Raw genomic sequence first — 16,837 nt, 5'->3', positions numbered from 1 at the left:
TTACGCCTCGACGACGGCGTGGATAAGCGTACGGCAAAACCGTGTGGTCCTGGCGCCCGTTGCAGGCGTCAAGCTGTTGGAGAAGCGCAAGCGGGAACGGCAGCGACGGAGTCAACCAAGAACTCGTCTCCGGGGAGAGCACGGCATAAGCCGTAAAGCCATTGCGCAGGGAAGGCCGGGTGTTCTCCGCTGCCCTGTATGCTCGTGTGCAGCCTACTTAGTGCTAACCGCACACGGGACCGCGGGTGCAGCGCGCACCCGGTCTTCCCTGCGCCCTCTCATTTCGGGGGCAAGGAGTTTCTGGCAAAGCTCGGGCGCAGTGCGTCGCGAGAATGCGAAACTGTATCCTTGTCGTCCCGGCGAAGGCCGGGACCCATAACCCCAGGGAGTAGTTTTGCGAACGGTCTCTGCTACCGAGCCTCTATTGAGAGATCACGCGGTATGGGTCCCCCGATGCGCAATTGCGCATCGGCCTCCGCCGGGACGACAGCTACTGCGCCGAAACGCAATTCACCCACAGCACCACCGCCTTGGCCTTGTCAGACGGATTGCTGAAACGGTGCGGGCGGCGGCTGGCGAAACGGAAACTGTCGCCGGTCTTGAGCGTCCAGCTTTCGGCGTCGACCGTGAGTTTCATTTCGCCTTCGAGCACGAGACCGGCTTCCTCGCCGTCATGCGTATACAATTCGTCACCGGTGCTGCCGGCGGGCTCCATGTGGACCAGAAACAGATTGAGACGGCCTTCAGAACCCGACGGGCTGAGCAACTGCTTGGATATGCCGGTGCGCCACAAATTCAACTCGGCGCGCTGCGGTTCGCGGGTGACGATGGCTTCCGAGCCGCTTCCGGCCGCTTCCTTGGCGCCGAACAGGCCGGCGATGCCGACGCCCAGCACGTCGGCGATGGTCGCCAACACCCGCAGCGAAGGCGAGGACAGGCCGCGTTCGATCTGGCTGAGAAAGCCGATCGACAGATCGGTGCGGGCGGCAATCGTTTCAAGCGACAGCTTGCGGCTTCGCCGCAGGTCGCGGAGGCGCTGCCCGACCGCGACGTCCACCGCCGGTTCGGCCTTGACGGCCTTCTTGCTCATGCGCTTGCCGCCGCTCACGTCAAACCGCGTCCTTCATGTGTATGAAAATCCCGCTTGCGCAATTCCGGGCAATGTGTCCATAATTTCATGGTTGTGAAAATAGGCTTGGACGGCGAAACCTGCAACTGGCTTGTTGACGATGAGGCAAATTCGCCGCCCGGTGCCCAAACAGTTGAGGGGTACGATGCTTTTCAAACGTCTCGTTCAGGCCGCGGCCGCGGCGCTCGTCCTTGCCGCCGCCACGCCTTCATCGGCGCAGCAGGTGCTCAAGGTCGGGTCGACCCCGACCGGCGTGCCCTTCACCTTCCTCGAAACCAAGACCAACAGCATTCAGGGCGTGATGGTCGATCTGATTACGGAGATCGGCAAGGACGCCGGCTTCCAGGTCCAGATCGAACCGATGCAATTCTCCGCGCTGGTGCCGTCGCTGACGTCGAACAAGATCGACATCATCTCGGCGGCGATGTTCGCCACCGCCGCGCGCAAGGAAGTGATCGATTTCTCGGAGGCCGTCTACACCTATGGCGAGGGCCTCGTGGTGCCGAAGGCCGACGCCAAGAACTATGCCTCGCAGGAAGATCTGAAGGGCGAGGTGGTCGGCGCCCAGGTCGGAACGGCCTTCGTCGATGCGTTGAAGAAGACGGGATTGTTCAGCGAGGTCAAGGTCTACGACACCATTCCGGATATTCTGCGTGATGTGAATGCGGGCCGTCTCAAGGCCGGCTTCGCCGACTTCCCGATCCTCGCCTACAACTTGAAGCAGGGCGCGTTTGGCGAAGTCCGGCTGGTGGATTCCTACAAGCCGGTCACGGTGGGCACGGTCTCGATCGGGGTCCGCAAGACCGACCAGGAACTGCTCGGCAAGATCAACGCCTCGCTCGCCAAGCTCAAGGCCAATGGCGCCCTCGACAAGATTCTCGACAAATGGGGTCTGAAACCCAAAGCTTCCTGATCAGGCCCCTTGATGCGGCATAGCGTTTTCGAGCGAAGTGGATACCGGTTCGCGCAAAGAAAACGCGTCAAAAAATAAAGCCGGCAACGCGTGATGAACTGATGCAAAATTTCCTGCGCGATGCCGTCGAGTTCATGCCGATCCTGCTGCAGGGCGTCTGGCTGACGGTCGTCGTCACCATCGGCTCGCTGCTGCTGTCGACCGTTCTGGGCCTGCTATGGGCCCTGATGCGGGTCTCCGGCATTCGGGTCCTGACTGGCCTGAGCGCCGGCCTGATCAACGTGATCCGCGGCATCCCGATCATCGTGCTGCTGTTCTACCTCTATTTCGTGATGCCCGATTTCGGCGTCGCGCTGACGGCGCTGCAGGCCTCGATCATCGGGCTCGGCATTGCCTATTCGGCCTACCAGGCCGAGAATTTCCGGGCCGGCATCGAAGCGATCGACAAGGGGCAGATCGAGGCGGCGCAGACCATCGGGATGGGCTGGTGGCTGACCATGCGCCGCGTGGTGCTGCCGCAGGCGGTCCGGATCGTGCTGCCGCCCTATGGCAACGTCATGATCATGATGCTGAAGGATTCCTCGCAGGCCTCCACCATCACGGTCGCCGAACTGGCGTTGCAGGGCAAATTGATCGCATCCTCGACCTTCAAGAACACCAGCGTGTTCACGCTGGTCGCGCTGATGTACCTGACCATGAGCATCCCGCTGATCCTGCTGGTTCGCCATTTCGAGAACAAGGCGAAGCGCAAATGATCGAGCTCAGCAACGTCCATAAGAGCTTTGGTTCCAACGAGGTACTCAAGGGCATTACCGCTTCGGTTGAGAAGAGCGAGGTGGTCTGCATTATCGGCCCGTCAGGCTCCGGCAAGTCGACCATCCTGCGCTGCATCAACGGCCTGGAAAGCTACGATTCCGGCGACATTCTGGTGGAAGGCACCAAGGTCGATAACAAGGCGCCATCGATCGTGGCGATCCGAACCCAGGTGTCGATGGTGTTCCAGCGCTTCAACCTGTTTCCGCATCGGACCGCGCTGGAGAACGTCGTCGAAGGACCGATCTATGTGAAAAAGGAACCGCCGGCCGAGGCGCTTGAGCGCGGCCGCGCGCTGCTGGCGCAGGTCGGCCTTGCCGAGAAGGCCGACGCCCATCCGGGGCAGCTTTCCGGCGGCCAGCAGCAGCGCGTCGCCATTGCGCGCGCGCTGGCGATGCAGCCTAAGGCGATCCTGTTCGACGAGCCGACCTCCGCGCTCGACCCTGAATTGGTCGGCGAGGTGCTCGGCGTCATGCGCAAGCTCGCCGATGACGGCATGACCATGGTCGTGGTCACCCATGAGATGGGCTTTGCCCGGGATGTCGCCGATCGCGTGCTTTTCATCGACGGCGGCGTCATCGTCGAGCAGGGGGCGGCGAAGTCCGTGCTTAACGCGCCGCAGCACGCGCGGACCCAGGATTTCCTGCACCGCGTGCTGCATCCCCTCTGAATTGAAGCTGCCGGACCTGATGAACGTGACCCACCATCCCCTTGCCCTGCCGCCGAGCCTCTATGCGGACACCGCCGTTGCGCCGGTCGCGGCGCCGCCGCTCGATGTCGACAAGATCGTGTCGGTGGCGATCATCGGTGGCGGCTTTGCCGGATTGTCGACCGCGCTGCATCTTGCTGAAGCGGGAACCGACGCGATCGTGCTCGAAGCCCAGCAGCCCGGCTGGGGCGCATCGGGCAACAATGGCGGCCAGCTCAATCCGGGACTGAAGCTCGACCCCGATACGATCGAGGCGACGTTCGGCGCGGATCTCGGCCGGCGCATGGTTGCGTTCAGCTACAACACGCCGGTATTCACGCTCGACTTGATCCGCCGCCTCGGGATTGAATGCGAGGCAAGGCAGAACGGCACGCTGCGCGCGGCCTATCATCCGTCCAGCACCGCGGGGGTCGAAATATCAGCCGAGCAGTGCATCCGGCGCGGCATGCCGGTCACGGTACTCGGCCGCGACGCCGTCCGCGAAGCGACCGGGACGGACCGATATCTGCTGGCGATGCGGGACGCGCGTGGCGGCGACGTGCAGCCGCTGAGCTACGCGCGCGGTCTTGCGCGGGCGGCGATGGCTGCCGGTGCTGCCGTTCACGGCGAGACCCCGGCGACCTCGCTGCGGCGCGAAGGCGGACGATGGCGCATTGAAACCCCGCGCGCGGTGGTCCGGGCCGAAAAGGTCCTGATCGCCACCAACGGCTTTACCGATGATCTCTGGCCCGACCTGCGCCGCACCATCGTGCCGGTGTTCAGCTCGATCGCCGCGACTGAGCCTTTGCCCGACGAGGTCGCGCGAAAAATCATGCCGACGCGGTCGGTGCTGTACGAAAGCGGCCATATCACCGTTTATTATCGCATCGATGCGTCGAACCGCCTGCTGATGGGGGGCCGCGGTCCGATGCAATGGATCAAGGATCCAGCGCCGGTCTCGTACCTCATGCGTTACGCGGAACGGCTTTGGCCTGGAATCCGCGGCGCGCGCTGGACGCACGGCTGGAACAGCCGGCTCGCCATGACGCCGGATCACTACCCGCATGTGCACGAACCCGGCGCGGGCGCGCTGGCCTATCTCGGCTGCAATGGCCGCGGCGTCGCGCTCGCAACCGCCATGGGGCAACAACTCGCGAAACGGTTGATCGGGGGCGAGAAGGCCGAGATCGACATGCCGATCACGGGCTTGAAACCCATTCGTTTTCACGCATTGTGGCCGGTGGCGGTCAAGAGTGTGGTGATGACGGGCCGGATCCGCGATCGCCTTGGGCTTTAGGACATGAAGAACATCACGATCGGCGTGATCGGCGCCGGGCTGATCGGGCGCAAACATCTGCGCAAAATCGCCGAGCGGCACGACTACGAGCTCGTCGGCATCGCGGACGTGAATGCCGATGCGGTCTCCGCCGAGCACCCCAGGACGCGCGTTTTCGCCGATTACCGTCAGTTGCTTGACGAAGCCCGTGATCATCGCTTCCCCCAACCAGCTTCATGCGGAGAACGGCATCGAATGCGCCCGGCGGGGCATTCATATCCTGATCGAGAAGCCGGTCACCGATACGCTCGAGACGGCGGCCACCTTGATCACGGAAGTGCGAAAGGGCGGTGTCAAATCGCTGGTCGGACATCACCGCCGCCATCATTTGCCGGTCAAGACGCTGCAAGCGCTGCTGCGGGATGGCCGGATCGGGGATATCGTCGGTGTATCGGCGATCTGGGCGACGCATAAGCCGGCGCATTACTTCAAGATCGCGCCGTGGCGGAGTGAGGCTGGCGGCGGCCCGATCCTGATCAACCTGATCCACGAGATCGATTTCCTGCGCTACACCGTCGGCGAAATCGTCGCCGTCGAAGCCATCGCGTCGAATCGCCAGCGCGGCTTTGCGGTCGAGGATAGCGCCGCCGCACTGATCGAATTCGACAATGGCGCGCTCGGCACCTTTTTCATCAGCGACAGCGCCGTCTCCCCCTGGACGACGGAGCAGGGTCTGGGTGAGGCGCCGGAATTCCCGTTCAGCGGCGAAAGCAGCTACCGCTTCATGGGCCGTCGCGGTGCGATCGAGTTTCCCGAACTAGTGCAATGGACGCAGGCGGGCGACGCGCAGGACTGGAACAAGCCGATCCAGGCCCAGCGCCTCCACGCGCCAACGATCGATCCCTATGTCGCGCAGCTCGATCATTTCCGCGACATTATCCGCGGCACCGCTTCCTCGTTGCAGCCGGTCGAGGACGGCGCGCGGTCCTTGCTCGCAACCCTTGCGATCGCCGAGGCGGCCACCGCCGGGCGGCGCATCGACTTGCGGGACCGGTATGCGGCGCTTTCGCCATAGGTCCGCTGAGAATCAGTGAAAGTTATTGGAGACCAGAGATAACAATTGGTCCAAATGGTTGAAAAAGAAGATGCTTTAGCTCTATCGTGCGGCCCTCGGGACGCGCCTGGGACCTTCCGGAGCTAATTGCATGACCAAACGCTCGATCGCCACGGTTTCGCTGAGCGGCTCGCTCGACGAAAAGCTGCGCGCCATCGCCGGCGCCGGCTTCGATGCCGTCGAGATTTTCGAGAACGACCTGTTGACGTTCAACGGCAGCCCCCGCGACGTCGGGCAGCTCTGCCGCGACCTCGGCCTTTCAATTTGCGCGTTCCAGCCGTTTCGCGATTTCGAGGGCATGCCCGAACCGCAGCGCGCCCGCAATTTTGCACGCGCCGCACACAAGTTCGATCTGATGCAGGAATTGGGGACCGACTTGCTGCTGATCTGCAGCAATGTTTCACCGGCGTCCCTTGGAGGCATCGACCGCGCCGCTGCGGATTTCCGTGCGCTTGGCGAACTCGCGGCTTCGCACGGCCTGCGCGTCGGTTTCGAGGCGCTGGCCTGGGGGCGTCACGTCAATGACTATCGCGACGCCTGGGAAATCGTGCGCCGCGCCGATCACAAATCGATCGGGGTCATTCTAGACAGTTTTCACGCGCTGGCGCCGGGATTTCCGGTCAGCGCGATCCAGTCGATTCCGGCGGACAGGATCTTCCTGGTTCAGCTTGCCGACGCGCCGAAGCTTGGTCTCGACGTATTGTCCTGGAGCCGGCACTTCCGTTGCTTCCCGGGGCAGGGCGACCTGCCGGTGGGGGCCTTCATGGACGCTGTGGCCGCGACCGGATACAGCGGCCCGCTGTCGCTGGAAATATTCAACGATCAGTTTCGCTCCGGCTCGCCGGTCCGCACCGCGACCGACGGGCTGCGTTCGCTGATCTTGCTGGAGGATGAACTCGCCAAGAGTTCGTCCAGGGCATCGACGAACAGGCTGCAGCCCAAAGCGCAGAGCCGCGGCGTCGGCTTCGTCGAATTCGCCGTCGATGAAACCAAAGCGAGGAACCTGTCGGCGCTGTTGGGCCAACTCGGCTTTCGTAAGACCGGTTCCCACCGCAGCAAGGATGTCGAACGCTGGTCGCAGGGCCATATCGAGCTGGTCATCAATTGCGAACCGGACGGCTTTGCTCATTCGCACTACGTCACGCACGGCCCGGGCGTCTGCGCCATCGCGATCGACATCGACGACGCCGGGAAAACCATGGCCCGCGCGGAAGCGCTGAAGGCCCACACCTTCTATCAGCCGGTTGGGCCCGGTGAGCTCGAGATCCCCGCGATCCGGGGCGTCGGCGGCAGCCTGCTGTATTTTCTGGAGGCGGCGGGCAAGAACTGGGACACCGATTTCGAAGCGTTGCGCAGCGATGCCGCGACCGACCGTCTCGAGGTGGTCGACCATATCTCGCAGTCGATGCCTTATGACGAGATGCTGTCCTGGCTGTTGTTCTACACCGGCATACTCGATCTGCAGCGCCTGCCGCAGATGGAGATCGCCGATCCGGTCGGGCTGGTGCAGAGCCAGGCGCTGATCAACGGCAATCAGGGCTTGCGCGTGATCCTGAACGGCTCGTCGGCGACGCGGACGCTATCGGCCCGATTCATTAACGAATTCTTCGGCTCCGGGGTTCAGCACATTGCATTTTCATGCAGCGATATTTTCACAGCTGTCGCGGACATGCGCTCGCGCGGTGCGGATTTCCTGAAGATTCCGGACAATTATTATGACGATATCGAAGCCAAATACGATCTCGATGCCGCGACCATGACAGCCCTGCGCGACAATCAGATTCTGTACGATCGCGAAGGCGACGGCGAATTCTTCCAGGTCTACACCCACACCTTCGATGACCGCTTCTTCTTCGAGATCGTCCAGCGGCGGGATTACCAGGGATTTGGCGCCGCCAATGCCGCGGTTCGCCTCGCGGCGCAGACGCGGGAGTCGCGGCCCTTGACCATTCCCCGCGCGTGAAAAAATCTAGAGCGCGATCGATCCGATACTCGCGCCGCCGCAAACATAGAGCGCCTGGCCGGTGATGAAATCGGCATCGCGGCTCGAGAAGAACATCACGGCGCGCGCCACATCGTTCGGCCGGCCGATGCGGCCGACCGGGATCGAGCGGGCGAGTTGATCGACCTTCGGGCTGCCCTGCGGAATGACCTCGTGGAACATGTCGGTCTCGACCGGTCCAGGGGCCACCACATTGACCGTGATGCCATGGGCGGCCGTCTCCAGCGCCCAGGTCCGCGCCATGCCGAGCATGCCGGATTTCGTTGCCGAATAGGCGGTGCGGGTGGCGGCGCCAAGCGCGGCGCGCGAGGCGATCAGGACGATGCGTCCGAAATGCCGTTGCTTCATGCCGGGCAGCGCGGCCTGGACCAGCGTCAAGGCCGCGCCGAGATGGAGCTGGCTGAGCGCTGCGATGTCGTCTGGCGTCACCTGTTCGATCAGATTGGGCCGGATGATCCCGGCATTGTGGACGATGTGTGAAACTTCATGCCGTGCGGCTACATCCCGGGCCGCATCCGCCGTCGCCTTCGGATCGAACAGATCCACCAGAACCGGCTCGAGGTTGGCGTGCGTCCAGTCCGGCAGGCGCCGGTCGAGCGAGATGACTTGGTGTCCGGCGGCCAGCATCGCCTCGGCGATGGCCCGGCCGATGCCGCCGCTGGCGCCCGTGACGATGGCAACGTTGCGCTCGCTCATGATTCCCTCATCCGGCCTTCTGCACCGGCCGCTTCTTCAGCGACCTTGTATCGACGCACTGATCAGAACCGATCGTCGCAGCAACCAGTTCCTTGAGCGCACCGCGCTGGATTTTCTGCGTCGAGGTCAGCGGCAGCGCCGACACGAACGCGACATAGCCGGGCGCCTTGTAATAGGCGAGGCGGCTCAGGCTCCAGGCGACGAGATCGGCCGCGATCTGCTTGCGTGCCGCGGCGTCCGGGGAGGCTCCCTCGCTCACCACGCAGGCGAAGACCTCGTCGCCGCGCACCGGGTCCGGGGCAGGCGCCACCGCAACCTGCCTCACGGCCGGGTGCTGCATCAGCACGCTCTCAACCTCGACCGCCGAGATATTTTCGCCGGAGCGGCGGATCACGTTCTTCTTGCGGTCGACGAAATGAAACGACCCATCCGGACCGCGCCGCACCACGTCGCCGGTGTGAAACCAGCCGCCATCCCAGGCCTCCGCGGTGGCTTCCGCGTCCTTGAGATATTCGCGGAAGAAGCCGTAGCGCGGCGCTGCGCCGGCATGACGAACCAGCAGTTCACCGGGCTCGTCGACACCGGCGTCTGCGCCAGTATCGGTAAGGATGCGAGCCTCGAGTTCGGATCCGAGGCGGCCGAAGCAGCTCGTGCCGGTGTGGCGCGGTTCCTGGGAGGCGACGACCACGGCGCCGGCACCGGTCTCGGTCATCGCCCATGCCTCGACCAGCGGAAAGCCGAACCGCGCCTCGAACGGATCGTGCAGCGCCTTGTCGACACCGGCGCCAAAACCGAAGCGGACGTCATGGCGCTTGTCGTCGGCGCTTTCGGGGGCGCCCATCAGCATCGGCGGCATCACGCCGAGATAATGCACGATGGTGGCACGGCTTTCCTTGACGCTGGCCCACCAGCTCTTGGGGTGGAAACGGTCGAGCACAATCAGGCAGCCACCGGTGGTCACCATCGCCATTGCGGAATAGGCCATCGCATTCATATGGAATACCGGCAATGGCGTCAGCATCCGCTCGGAGCCATGGTTCAGCGCGATCAAGCCGCCGACCGTGGCGTACCAGTGGCCGGCGTAAAGAAAATATTCGTTCGGCAGCACGCAGCCCTTCGGCCGGCCGGTGGTGCCGGACGTGTAGAGCAGGGCGCATTCGCTGTCGCGATCGGGTGTGCCCGGCTGCGGCGCTGAGGCGTGGATCGCCGCCGGTTCGTCATCCGGCCCGACGACGGGAATGTCGCGCCCGATCGCCTTGGCCGCGGCCGCGACATCGTCCTGACGCGAAGGGATCACGACCGCCGCGACGACCTCGGAATGGCCGATCAGATATTCGAGTTCCGCTGCGCGCATGTCCGGATTGATGGGTACCAGCGACACGCCGAGCGCATTGAGCGCAAACCAATGCAGGAAGAAGCCCGGGCGATTCTCCATGAGGATGCCGACCCGATGGCCGCTTCCGTAGCCCTTGGCGCGATAGGCGTCGGTCAACGCCGCCATCCGCGCGAGCGCCTCGCCATAGCCGATCTCGCCGGCCGCGATGCTATAGGCCTGCGCCGTTTCGGGCAGCACGGCGAGAAATGGCTTGTCGCCGTGGCTCGCCGCGGCGCGCGCGAAAGCCTCGAAGACGGTTGCCGGAGCCTCGATCGGAAGCTGCATCACCGTCTCACATGAACAGTTGGATGTTGCCGAAGGCGGCATCGCAATTGACGATGTCGACCCGCTTCAGCTTGATCTTGAGCGCGCCGTCCACCACGGCCAAGGTGTGCGTGGCCCAGGCGGCGTAGAGGTCCTGCTGATCGAGGCGGGTCTCGACATAATGCATCGGCGTCCAGGTGACGTACTCGTTCAATGCTTCGTTGCGGCTGTCGACCTGCGGCGTTTGCAGCACATGATGACAGCGGCTCTTGGGCTTCTGCGAGAAGGTGCGATTTCCCTTGAGGCGCTCGACGCGGATCTTGAGCAGCAGCTTGTCCTCGTACATCAGCGACGTCGTCAGCCGCGGATCGGTCTGGCCCCATTCAAGCGGCATCCAGTAAAAACCGTCCTCGGCGAACAGGTCGAGCCATTCCTCGAAACGGTGCTGGTCGATCAAGCGGGTTTCGCGAATGACGAAATCTATCAATTGCTGGTCGGTGGGCGCGGTCATGGCAGCACTCACATCGACATCGTCATGAATTTCGACCAGGCGCGGAACTGGTTCCGCATCTGCCATTCGGTGGTGCCGTTGGTGACGGCCGTCGTGTCCGGTATTTCGGAAGGGTCGTAGAGCCGCTGCAGATTGACCCATTGATTGGCGTCGACATGCAGGCCTTCCTGCGCGCGCTCGTACATTTCGAGGTCGTCATGGCCGACGACGGAGGTCGGCGCGTTGATCAGCCGGTTATACATCAAGGTACGTTCCAGCAGCATGTCGGGTGCATCGACGAGGCGGAAGGTCCAGCTTTCCACCAGCGTCTTGTTGGCCGCGATCGGCTTGAACACGCGAACCAGCTGGATCGGTCCCTTGATCATGATGTTGGGAAAATACACCGTGTTGTGGCGGTTCTCACCCAGGATCGCCTTGGCGCGTTCCTCTCCATGGGCTGCCGTCATTTTCTCGAAATAGCCGGGCACCGCTGAATAGTCGGAATGGATCGAGTGATGCACACCGGTATGACCGTGGCCGTTGGGCCAGACGCGGATGCCCATGTTCTCGAAGAACTCGTAGGGCGCCATGAAGGGTGCGTAGATCTCCACCGCCATCGGCTTCTTGGCGCCGGGAGGCGCGTTCTTCCACACCTCGATCGCGGTGCCGGCCGACGATTCATGCGCGACCATGGGATGGCAGGTGTCGGTCTGGTTCTCGACCAGCATTTTCCAATTGCAATTGTGCATGTAACGCAGCACGCCGCCGGCGACTTCGAGCCGGCCGGCCGGGGAACGGTCGACCATGTTGTCGAAGCTCGACAGGCTGTCGCCGAAAAATTCCTCGAAGCCGGGGCCGACATCGTTGAGTTTTGCAAAAACGAAGCCGCGATAATTGTGCACGTGCTTGACGGGGCTCATGCCGCGCCCGGCATGGCTCTGTTCGACGCCGGTGTTCTCGTAACCCTTCTTCAGGGGGATCGCGAGCAGCGAACCGTCGGTCTTGAAGCTCCAGGCGTGATAGGGACAGCGGAAGAATTTTCCGGTGTTGCCGCAGGATTCGGTGGTGATGCGGGTGCCCTTGTGCGGGCAGCGATTGTGCAGCACCTTCACGGTGTTGTCGGTGTGGCGCACCATCAGGATCGGTTGGGTGCCGATGGTGGTGCCGTAATAGTCGCCCGGTTTCGCGACCTGGCTGTCATGGCCGACATAGGCCCAGGTGTTGGCGAAGACATGCTCCATTTCGAGCTGGAAAACCTCCTCGTCGATATAGACGTCGCGATGAACCTCGGTCTCGCGCACGAGGCCTTTGATTGCTTCGAGATTTCCGCGATATCTGGCCATCAACACCTCCTCAGGAATCAAAGATCGAGCACGAGCCGCGGGCTTTTCGACCGCGAGACGCAGATTTGCATGACCTTGCCATCGGCCTTTTCGGTATCGGTCAGGATATAGTCGCGATGGTCCGGCGTGCCTTCGATCACGCTGACCTGGCAGATGCCGCAATCGCCGCGCTGGCAATCATGCATGGGATCTTCACCCGCTTCGATCAGCACGGCGAGAATGGTCTTGTCGGGCGGAATAAGGAAGGTCTTGCCGGAATTGTTCAGCACTACTTCGAAGGGCTGGTCACCGGCGAGGGGGGCGGCGGTGGCAAAAATCTCGAACCGCAAGCGACCGTCGGCCCAGCCGAGATCCTTGGCGCTCTGGATCGCCGTATCGATCATCGGCTTGGGTCCGCAGACGTACAGCGGTTCGTCGCCGGTGAGTGAGGTCATCAGGCCCTTCACGTCGAAGATGCCGTTGGCGTCGTCGGTGTGGACGGTCAAATGCTCGCCGCACAGCGCCTCGCTTTCGCTGAGAAAGGCGAGCTGGTCGCGCGAGCGGCCGGCATAGATGAAGCGGTAGGGGTGCTTGCTGGCGGTGAGCGTCGTTGCCATCGAGAGCACCGGCGTCACCCCGATGCCGCCGGCAAGAAGCACGATCGGTTTCGACGCCGGCTCCAGCGGAAAGTTATTCCGTGGCGCGGCGAGCGAGAGAACGTCGCCGACCTTGAGCGCATGCATGAATTGGGAGCCGCCCTGGCTCGGCTGTTCCAGCCGCACGCCGAGCCGGTAGGCGTGCGGGCGCGTGGTCGCTGCCGGATCGAGCGAGGTGTTGATCAGCGAGTAGGAGCGTTCGCTGCCATCGGGCAGGCGTACTTTGACATGCGCGCCGGCCTCCCAGGAGGGCAGCGGCTCGGCGTGCGGACGGGCGAGCTTGATCGCGCGGATCAACGTGGTTTCCGCGTGGATATCGGTCACGGTGAGGTCGAACTGGTCCATCGTATCAATCACAGAAATGTTTCAACCGTGGCAAGCGCGCCGTCGAGCGCCTTACCTTCTTCATCGGCGAGTGCCGCCTTGCAAAGGCGGCGCAGCCATTGGCCGCCATCAGCGCGACCGGCAAGACGCGGTGCAACCGCGATCACCCTGTCGAATTTCGAGGCGCCGCGCGCGTGGGTGTCGGAATAGCCCTTCACCAGCCGACGCGCCTCGAGAATGGCGACGGCAAGCTCGTAATCTTTTGCGGCGGTCGTGCGGGCAAGATCGAGCCAGGCATCGCGATGGGCGACCTCGCGCTGATGGCGCAACGTGCCGCGGCGAAAGCGCTTCAGGCCACCCAGCACATACAGCGGCAGGAACCAGCGCACGGTGCCGGTCTGCACGCGCCGCCCGCGATTGACGAGGCGGTCGAGCGTCTTGCACAGGCCAGGCTTGCCTTCGAGCCACAGGCCAAGGCCCGCGGGAAGCGTGCCCAAGACCTCTTCCATGCGCGGATGCATGAATTCGGTGGTGTAGACGAGTTGATCGGGCTTTGCGAGAACCTCGCTGCGGACGCGTTCGAAACGGCTCGCGCGGGTCTTGAGGTCGGCAACGCGGATGACGTCGTCATAGGCCATGGCCACGGCGACATGTTTTGCCGCCGCTCGCGTCAATGCGGGATCGCTGCCGCGTTCCAGGCGCATAAAGCCTGCGACGAGATCGAGGTATTCCCGGCCATAGCCGACGTCCTGAAAATCGACGACCTTGCGCAAGCCTGCAGCGATGATGCCGTGCAGGGACGTGGGGAAAGTCGTGCTTGCGTCGGTGACGAGTGCATCGAAGGCGGAGTCGCCGATCGGTGCGAGCGCCGGATACAGCTTGCCGGCTGAAGCAGGCTTGGGCGGCGCGGGCGGCGTCGCGGTTGCGGCATCCGCCTGGGTGCGCTCAAAACCCGCCGCGAACGCGCGCAGGCTCGGTTCGATGCCGATGCCGGCGGCGCGGATGGTCGCTTCATAGGCTTCCCGGCCAAACGGCAGGGCGCCGCTGCCGGCGAGCGCACCGAACAACACGGCCGAGATGGCGCTGCCGGTGCTGTCGGCAAGCACAGCCATGTCGAAGGCGACAAAACGTTTCGCGGTGGCCTCTGCGGCCTCATATACCTTGCTGGAATCGCTGATGCCGTCGCCGGGCACGAGCTTCTCCTGGACCGCGAAGGAACGATGCGACGAGGCGATCAGCGTGGTCTTGTCTGGCGTGACGAGGCCGCGCTGGATGGCGCGGCCGGCTTCCATCAGTTCGGCGCCGACCACGACATCGACCTCGCCGGGAACCGGCATCAGCGACAGCACCGGGTAGGCGGCATCGGCGCGGGCAGGGATCATCTCGACATAATAGATGGTCGCGCCGGTGCGCTGGGCGACACCGGGCACTGAGGTGGATTGCGCAATCCAGTTCTGGCTTTCCGCCAGTGCCACGATCCAGTCGACCAGCACGCCGCCGCCCTGGCCGCCCATCGCGAGCACGGCGATCGAAAGCGGTCGGGTCAGATCGATGGCGGGGGGCTGCAGCATGATGTTCATTCGGTCATGCCCTCAAACCAGAGCGAGACGGCGCCGGTCGCGGCGTCGCTGCAGGAAACCGATAATGCCGCCGCGCAGTTTCGCCATGAACTGATCGAATCCGTTCGGGTTGTGGATGATATCCGCGCGGTAGAATGACGGGCACAGTAAGGCGGCCTCCGCCACCTCACCGCAATTGCCACAGCCGACGCAGCTGTTGTCGATCGCCGCCACCGGATCGTCCTTCAGGGGATCGTCGGTGTGCTTCACCGAAAGCGAGGGGCAGCCGGACAGCCGGATGCAGGCATGGTCGCCGGTGCAGACGTCCTCATCGACACCGAAGCGCTCGCGCACGACGCGCTCGCCACCCTTTACGGCCTTGTTGAACAGCGGCTTGATCCGGCGCTGCTTGTTCAGCATGCATTCGGACGAGGCGACGATGATCTTCGGTCCCTTGTCGGTGCTTGTAAGCGCTTCCTTCAGCGTGTCGCGCATCTTGGCGACGTCGTAGGTGTGGTCGATCTGGCGGACCCATTTGGCGCCGATGCCTTTGACTGCCTCGGTGATCGGGTGGTTGGTCGAGCGCGATTTATTGTCGGCGCGTGACGACAGGATGTCCTGGCCGCCGGTGGCCGCGGAATAATGATTGTCGACCACCAGGATGACGCCGTCATGCTGGTTGTAGACCGCATTGCCGATGCCGCTGGTCAGGCCGTTGTGCCAGAAGCCGCCGTCGCCCATGATAGCGATCGAACGCTTGTCTGCCTTCACGTTAAACGCGGACGCCGAGGCCGGGCCGAGGCCATAGCCCATCGTTGTCGCCCCGATGTTGAACGGCGGCAGGATCGAGAACAAATGGCAGCCGATATCGGCCGCGACATGATGCGGCCCGAGGTCCTTTTCCACGAGCTTCATCGCGGCGAAGATCGGCCGCTCCGGGCAGCCGGTGCAGAAGCCGGCGGGACGCGCCGGCACCACTTCGGCCAAGGCCTTGACCTTGTCGTGCGCTGACATCGATGGGTCGTTCGGGGCGCGGATCCGATCCGGCAGCGCGCCGGGCGCGGCAGCGGTGAGGAAGTTGCGAAGCCCCGCCGCCATCACGGCTGCGGTATATTCGCCGCCGATCGGCAACTCGCCCTTGCCGTAGATCTTCGTAGAGACATCAGCCTTTCGCAGCACCTTGTGCAGGGCCTGTTCGATGTAATCAGGCTGGCCTTCCTCAACCATCAGCACCGCGCGCTTCGATTGGCAGAAGTCGATCAGCTCGTCGTCGATCAAGGGGTAGGTCACGTTCATCACGTAGAGCGGAATGCGGGTGTTGCCCCAGACGTCCGCCAGGCCAAGGCCCTGCAGCGCGCGGATCACGCCATTGTACATGCCGCCTTGCAGGATAATACCTACGTCGTCGATGTCGCCTTCGAATACCTCGTTGAGCTTGCGCGCCTTGATGAACGCGATTGCGGCCGGCCAGCGCTGTTCGATCTTTTCCTTCTCGTGCTGGTAGGCGGCCGGCGGCAGCACGATGCGGTTGGTATCCCGCCGCGGATTTTCCAGCGCCTGGGCCAGCGTGAATTCGGGGCGCTTGTTGTCCTTGGCGACAAAGCGGCCATGGACGTGGCAGGAACGGATGCGCACTTCGAGCATCACGGGCGTATTGGTCGCCTCCGACAGCTCAAATCCGTCCTCCACCGCTTTCACGATGGATTCGAGGTTGGGGCGGGGATCGAGCAGCCAAATCTGGGATTTCATCGCAAAGGCGTGGCTGCGCTCCTGCATGATGGAGGAGCCTTCCCCATAATCTTCGCCGAGCACGATCAACGCGCCGCCGGTGACGCCGCCGGAGGCGAGATTAGCCAGCGCATCGGAGGCGACGTTGGTGCCGGCGGTCGATTTCCAGGTGACGGCGCCGCGGATCGGATACATCACGGATGCGGAAAGCATCGCGGCTGCGGCCGCCTCGGACGCCGACGTTTCGAAGTGAACGCCGAGATCGCCGAGAATGTCCTGCGCATCCGCCAGCACGTCCATCAGATGCGAGATCGGCGCGCCCTGATAGCCGCCGACATAGCCGACGCCGGACTGCAGCAGCGCCTTGGTGATGGCCAGAATCCCCTCGCCGTGGAAGACATCCCCGTTGCCTAGTTTGAGGTCCTGGACCTCTCGGGCGAAAGAGCGTTCAGCCATGACGCATTTCCTTCGGCTTGGGCGATGGCGGC

General features: G+C 63.5%; 14 protein-coding genes and 1 pseudogene. 7 read left to right on the top strand and 8 right to left on the bottom strand.

Going from position 1 to position 16,837, the window contains the following annotated elements:
• Nucleotides 1-490 precede the first annotated feature (490 nt).
• The gene (locus JQ611_RS18915) at nucleotides 491-1,090 is read right to left on the bottom strand and encodes a cupin domain-containing protein (RefSeq protein WP_212263674.1); all 600 of its coding nucleotides are present in this window, start codon (nucleotides 1,088-1,090) and stop codon (nucleotides 491-493) included.
• Nucleotides 1,091-1,274: 184 nt separating this feature from the next.
• Here JQ611_RS18915 and JQ611_RS18910 point away from each other — a divergent pair, with 184 nt between their 5' ends.
• The 7 genes and pseudogenes from JQ611_RS18910 (at nucleotide 1,275) to JQ611_RS18885 (ending at nucleotide 7,896) form a co-directional block, all read left to right on the top strand.
• Nucleotides 1,275-2,042 (top strand): ABC transporter substrate-binding protein, encoded by a 768-nt coding sequence (locus JQ611_RS18910; RefSeq protein WP_212263675.1) that lies wholly within the window; start codon nucleotides 1,275-1,277, stop codon nucleotides 2,040-2,042.
• 101 nt (nucleotides 2,043-2,143) lie between these two features.
• Entirely contained in the window at nucleotides 2,144-2,797 is a 654-nt protein-coding gene (locus tag JQ611_RS18905; protein ID WP_192734427.1) for an amino acid ABC transporter permease, read from the top strand.
• Nucleotides 2,794-3,525, top strand: a complete 732-nt coding sequence (locus JQ611_RS18900) for an amino acid ABC transporter ATP-binding protein (RefSeq protein ID WP_212466243.1) — start codon at nucleotides 2,794-2,796, stop codon at nucleotides 3,523-3,525. The genes JQ611_RS18905 and JQ611_RS18900 overlap by 4 nt, the downstream gene beginning before the upstream one ends.
• A 19-nt stretch (nucleotides 3,526-3,544) precedes the next feature.
• Complete coding sequence (locus JQ611_RS18895; protein ID WP_212466242.1) at nucleotides 3,545-4,840, top strand: FAD-binding oxidoreductase; 1,296 nt, start codon at nucleotides 3,545-3,547, stop codon at nucleotides 4,838-4,840.
• Nucleotides 4,841-4,843: 3 nt separating this feature from the next.
• Nucleotides 4,844-4,963, top strand: a pseudogene (locus JQ611_RS42505) (Gfo/Idh/MocA family oxidoreductase); the annotation flags it as partial.
• Nucleotides 4,964-5,027: 64 nt separating this feature from the next.
• Nucleotides 5,028-5,894, top strand: a complete 867-nt coding sequence (locus JQ611_RS18890) for a Gfo/Idh/MocA family oxidoreductase (RefSeq protein WP_312012029.1) — start codon at nucleotides 5,028-5,030, stop codon at nucleotides 5,892-5,894.
• A 130-nt stretch (nucleotides 5,895-6,024) separates the two neighbouring features.
• Nucleotides 6,025-7,896: a bifunctional sugar phosphate isomerase/epimerase/4-hydroxyphenylpyruvate dioxygenase family protein gene (locus JQ611_RS18885; RefSeq protein WP_212263679.1), complete on the top strand. Its 1,872-nt coding sequence runs from the start codon at nucleotides 6,025-6,027 to the stop codon at nucleotides 7,894-7,896.
• A 6-nt stretch (nucleotides 7,897-7,902) separates the two neighbouring features.
• On the opposite strand, the gene JQ611_RS18880 is transcribed toward JQ611_RS18885, so the two are convergent.
• Genes JQ611_RS18880 through JQ611_RS18850 form a run of 7 tightly spaced genes read right to left on the bottom strand, consistent with a single transcriptional unit; the run spans nucleotide 7,903 to nucleotide 16,805 of the window.
• Nucleotides 7,903-8,631 carry an SDR family oxidoreductase gene (locus JQ611_RS18880; RefSeq protein WP_212466241.1) on the bottom strand — a complete coding sequence of 243 codons (729 nt, stop codon included), beginning with the start codon at nucleotides 8,629-8,631 and terminating at the stop codon, nucleotides 7,903-7,905.
• Nucleotides 8,632-8,638: 7 nt separating this feature from the next.
• Nucleotides 8,639-10,291, bottom strand: coding sequence for an AMP-binding protein (locus JQ611_RS18875; protein ID WP_212466240.1), 1,653 nt, complete (start codon nucleotides 10,289-10,291; stop codon nucleotides 8,639-8,641).
• Nucleotides 10,292-10,298: 7 nt separating this feature from the next.
• Complete coding sequence (locus JQ611_RS18870; RefSeq protein WP_212263682.1) at nucleotides 10,299-10,781, bottom strand: aromatic-ring-hydroxylating dioxygenase subunit beta; 483 nt, start codon at nucleotides 10,779-10,781, stop codon at nucleotides 10,299-10,301.
• A gap of 8 nt (nucleotides 10,782-10,789) precedes the next feature.
• Entirely contained in the window at nucleotides 10,790-12,103 is a 1,314-nt protein-coding gene (locus JQ611_RS18865) for an aromatic ring-hydroxylating dioxygenase subunit alpha (RefSeq protein ID WP_212263683.1), read from the bottom strand.
• Nucleotides 12,104-12,120: 17 nt separating this feature from the next.
• Complete coding sequence (locus JQ611_RS41765; RefSeq protein ID WP_212466239.1) at nucleotides 12,121-13,095, bottom strand: PDR/VanB family oxidoreductase; 975 nt, start codon at nucleotides 13,093-13,095, stop codon at nucleotides 12,121-12,123.
• Nucleotides 13,092-14,633: an indolepyruvate oxidoreductase subunit beta family protein gene (locus tag JQ611_RS18855; RefSeq protein WP_249133274.1), complete on the bottom strand. Its 1,542-nt coding sequence runs from the start codon at nucleotides 14,631-14,633 to the stop codon at nucleotides 13,092-13,094. The genes JQ611_RS41765 and JQ611_RS18855 overlap by 4 nt, the downstream gene beginning before the upstream one ends.
• A gap of 21 nt (nucleotides 14,634-14,654) precedes the next feature.
• Nucleotides 14,655-16,805 (bottom strand): indolepyruvate ferredoxin oxidoreductase subunit alpha, encoded by a 2,151-nt coding sequence (locus JQ611_RS18850; protein ID WP_212466236.1) that lies wholly within the window; start codon nucleotides 16,803-16,805, stop codon nucleotides 14,655-14,657.
• Between the last annotated feature and the right edge of the window lie 32 nt (nucleotides 16,806-16,837).

Origin of the sequence: Bradyrhizobium sp. AUGA SZCCT0182, from assembly GCF_018130185.1 — a bacterium.
In the GTDB taxonomy this organism is placed as follows: Bacteria; Pseudomonadota; Alphaproteobacteria; order Rhizobiales; family Xanthobacteraceae; genus Bradyrhizobium.
Note: the sequence above shows the minus strand (reverse complement) of the source record. Positions and strands in the feature narration are given on the sequence as shown.

Bases quoted from the DNA above. Each gene is read 5' to 3' on its own strand.
- JQ611_RS18915 (WP_212263674.1), bottom strand. From the start codon at position 1,090: ATGAGCAAGAAGGCCGTCAAGGCCGAACCGGCGGTGGACGTCGCGGTC.
- JQ611_RS18910 (WP_212263675.1), top strand. From the start codon at position 1,275: ATGCTTTTCAAACGTCTCGTTCAGGCCGCGGCCGCGGCGCTCGTCCTT.
- JQ611_RS18905 (WP_192734427.1), top strand. From the start codon at position 2,144: ATGCAAAATTTCCTGCGCGATGCCGTCGAGTTCATGCCGATCCTGCTG.
- JQ611_RS18900 (WP_212466243.1), top strand. From the start codon at position 2,794: ATGATCGAGCTCAGCAACGTCCATAAGAGCTTTGGTTCCAACGAGGTA.
- JQ611_RS18895 (WP_212466242.1), top strand. From the start codon at position 3,545: ATGAACGTGACCCACCATCCCCTTGCCCTGCCGCCGAGCCTCTATGCG.
- JQ611_RS18885 (WP_212263679.1), top strand. From the start codon at position 6,025: ATGACCAAACGCTCGATCGCCACGGTTTCGCTGAGCGGCTCGCTCGAC.
- JQ611_RS18880 (WP_212466241.1), bottom strand. From the start codon at position 8,631: ATGAGCGAGCGCAACGTTGCCATCGTCACGGGCGCCAGCGGCGGCATC.
- JQ611_RS18875 (WP_212466240.1), bottom strand. From the start codon at position 10,291: ATGCAGCTTCCGATCGAGGCTCCGGCAACCGTCTTCGAGGCTTTCGCG.
- JQ611_RS18870 (WP_212263682.1), bottom strand. From the start codon at position 10,781: ATGACCGCGCCCACCGACCAGCAATTGATAGATTTCGTCATTCGCGAA.
- JQ611_RS18865 (WP_212263683.1), bottom strand. From the start codon at position 12,103: ATGGCCAGATATCGCGGAAATCTCGAAGCAATCAAAGGCCTCGTGCGC.
- JQ611_RS18855 (WP_249133274.1), bottom strand. From the start codon at position 14,633: ATGCTGCAGCCCCCCGCCATCGATCTGACCCGACCGCTTTCGATCGCC.
- JQ611_RS18850 (WP_212466236.1), bottom strand. From the start codon at position 16,805: ATGGCTGAACGCTCTTTCGCCCGAGAGGTCCAGGACCTCAAACTAGGC.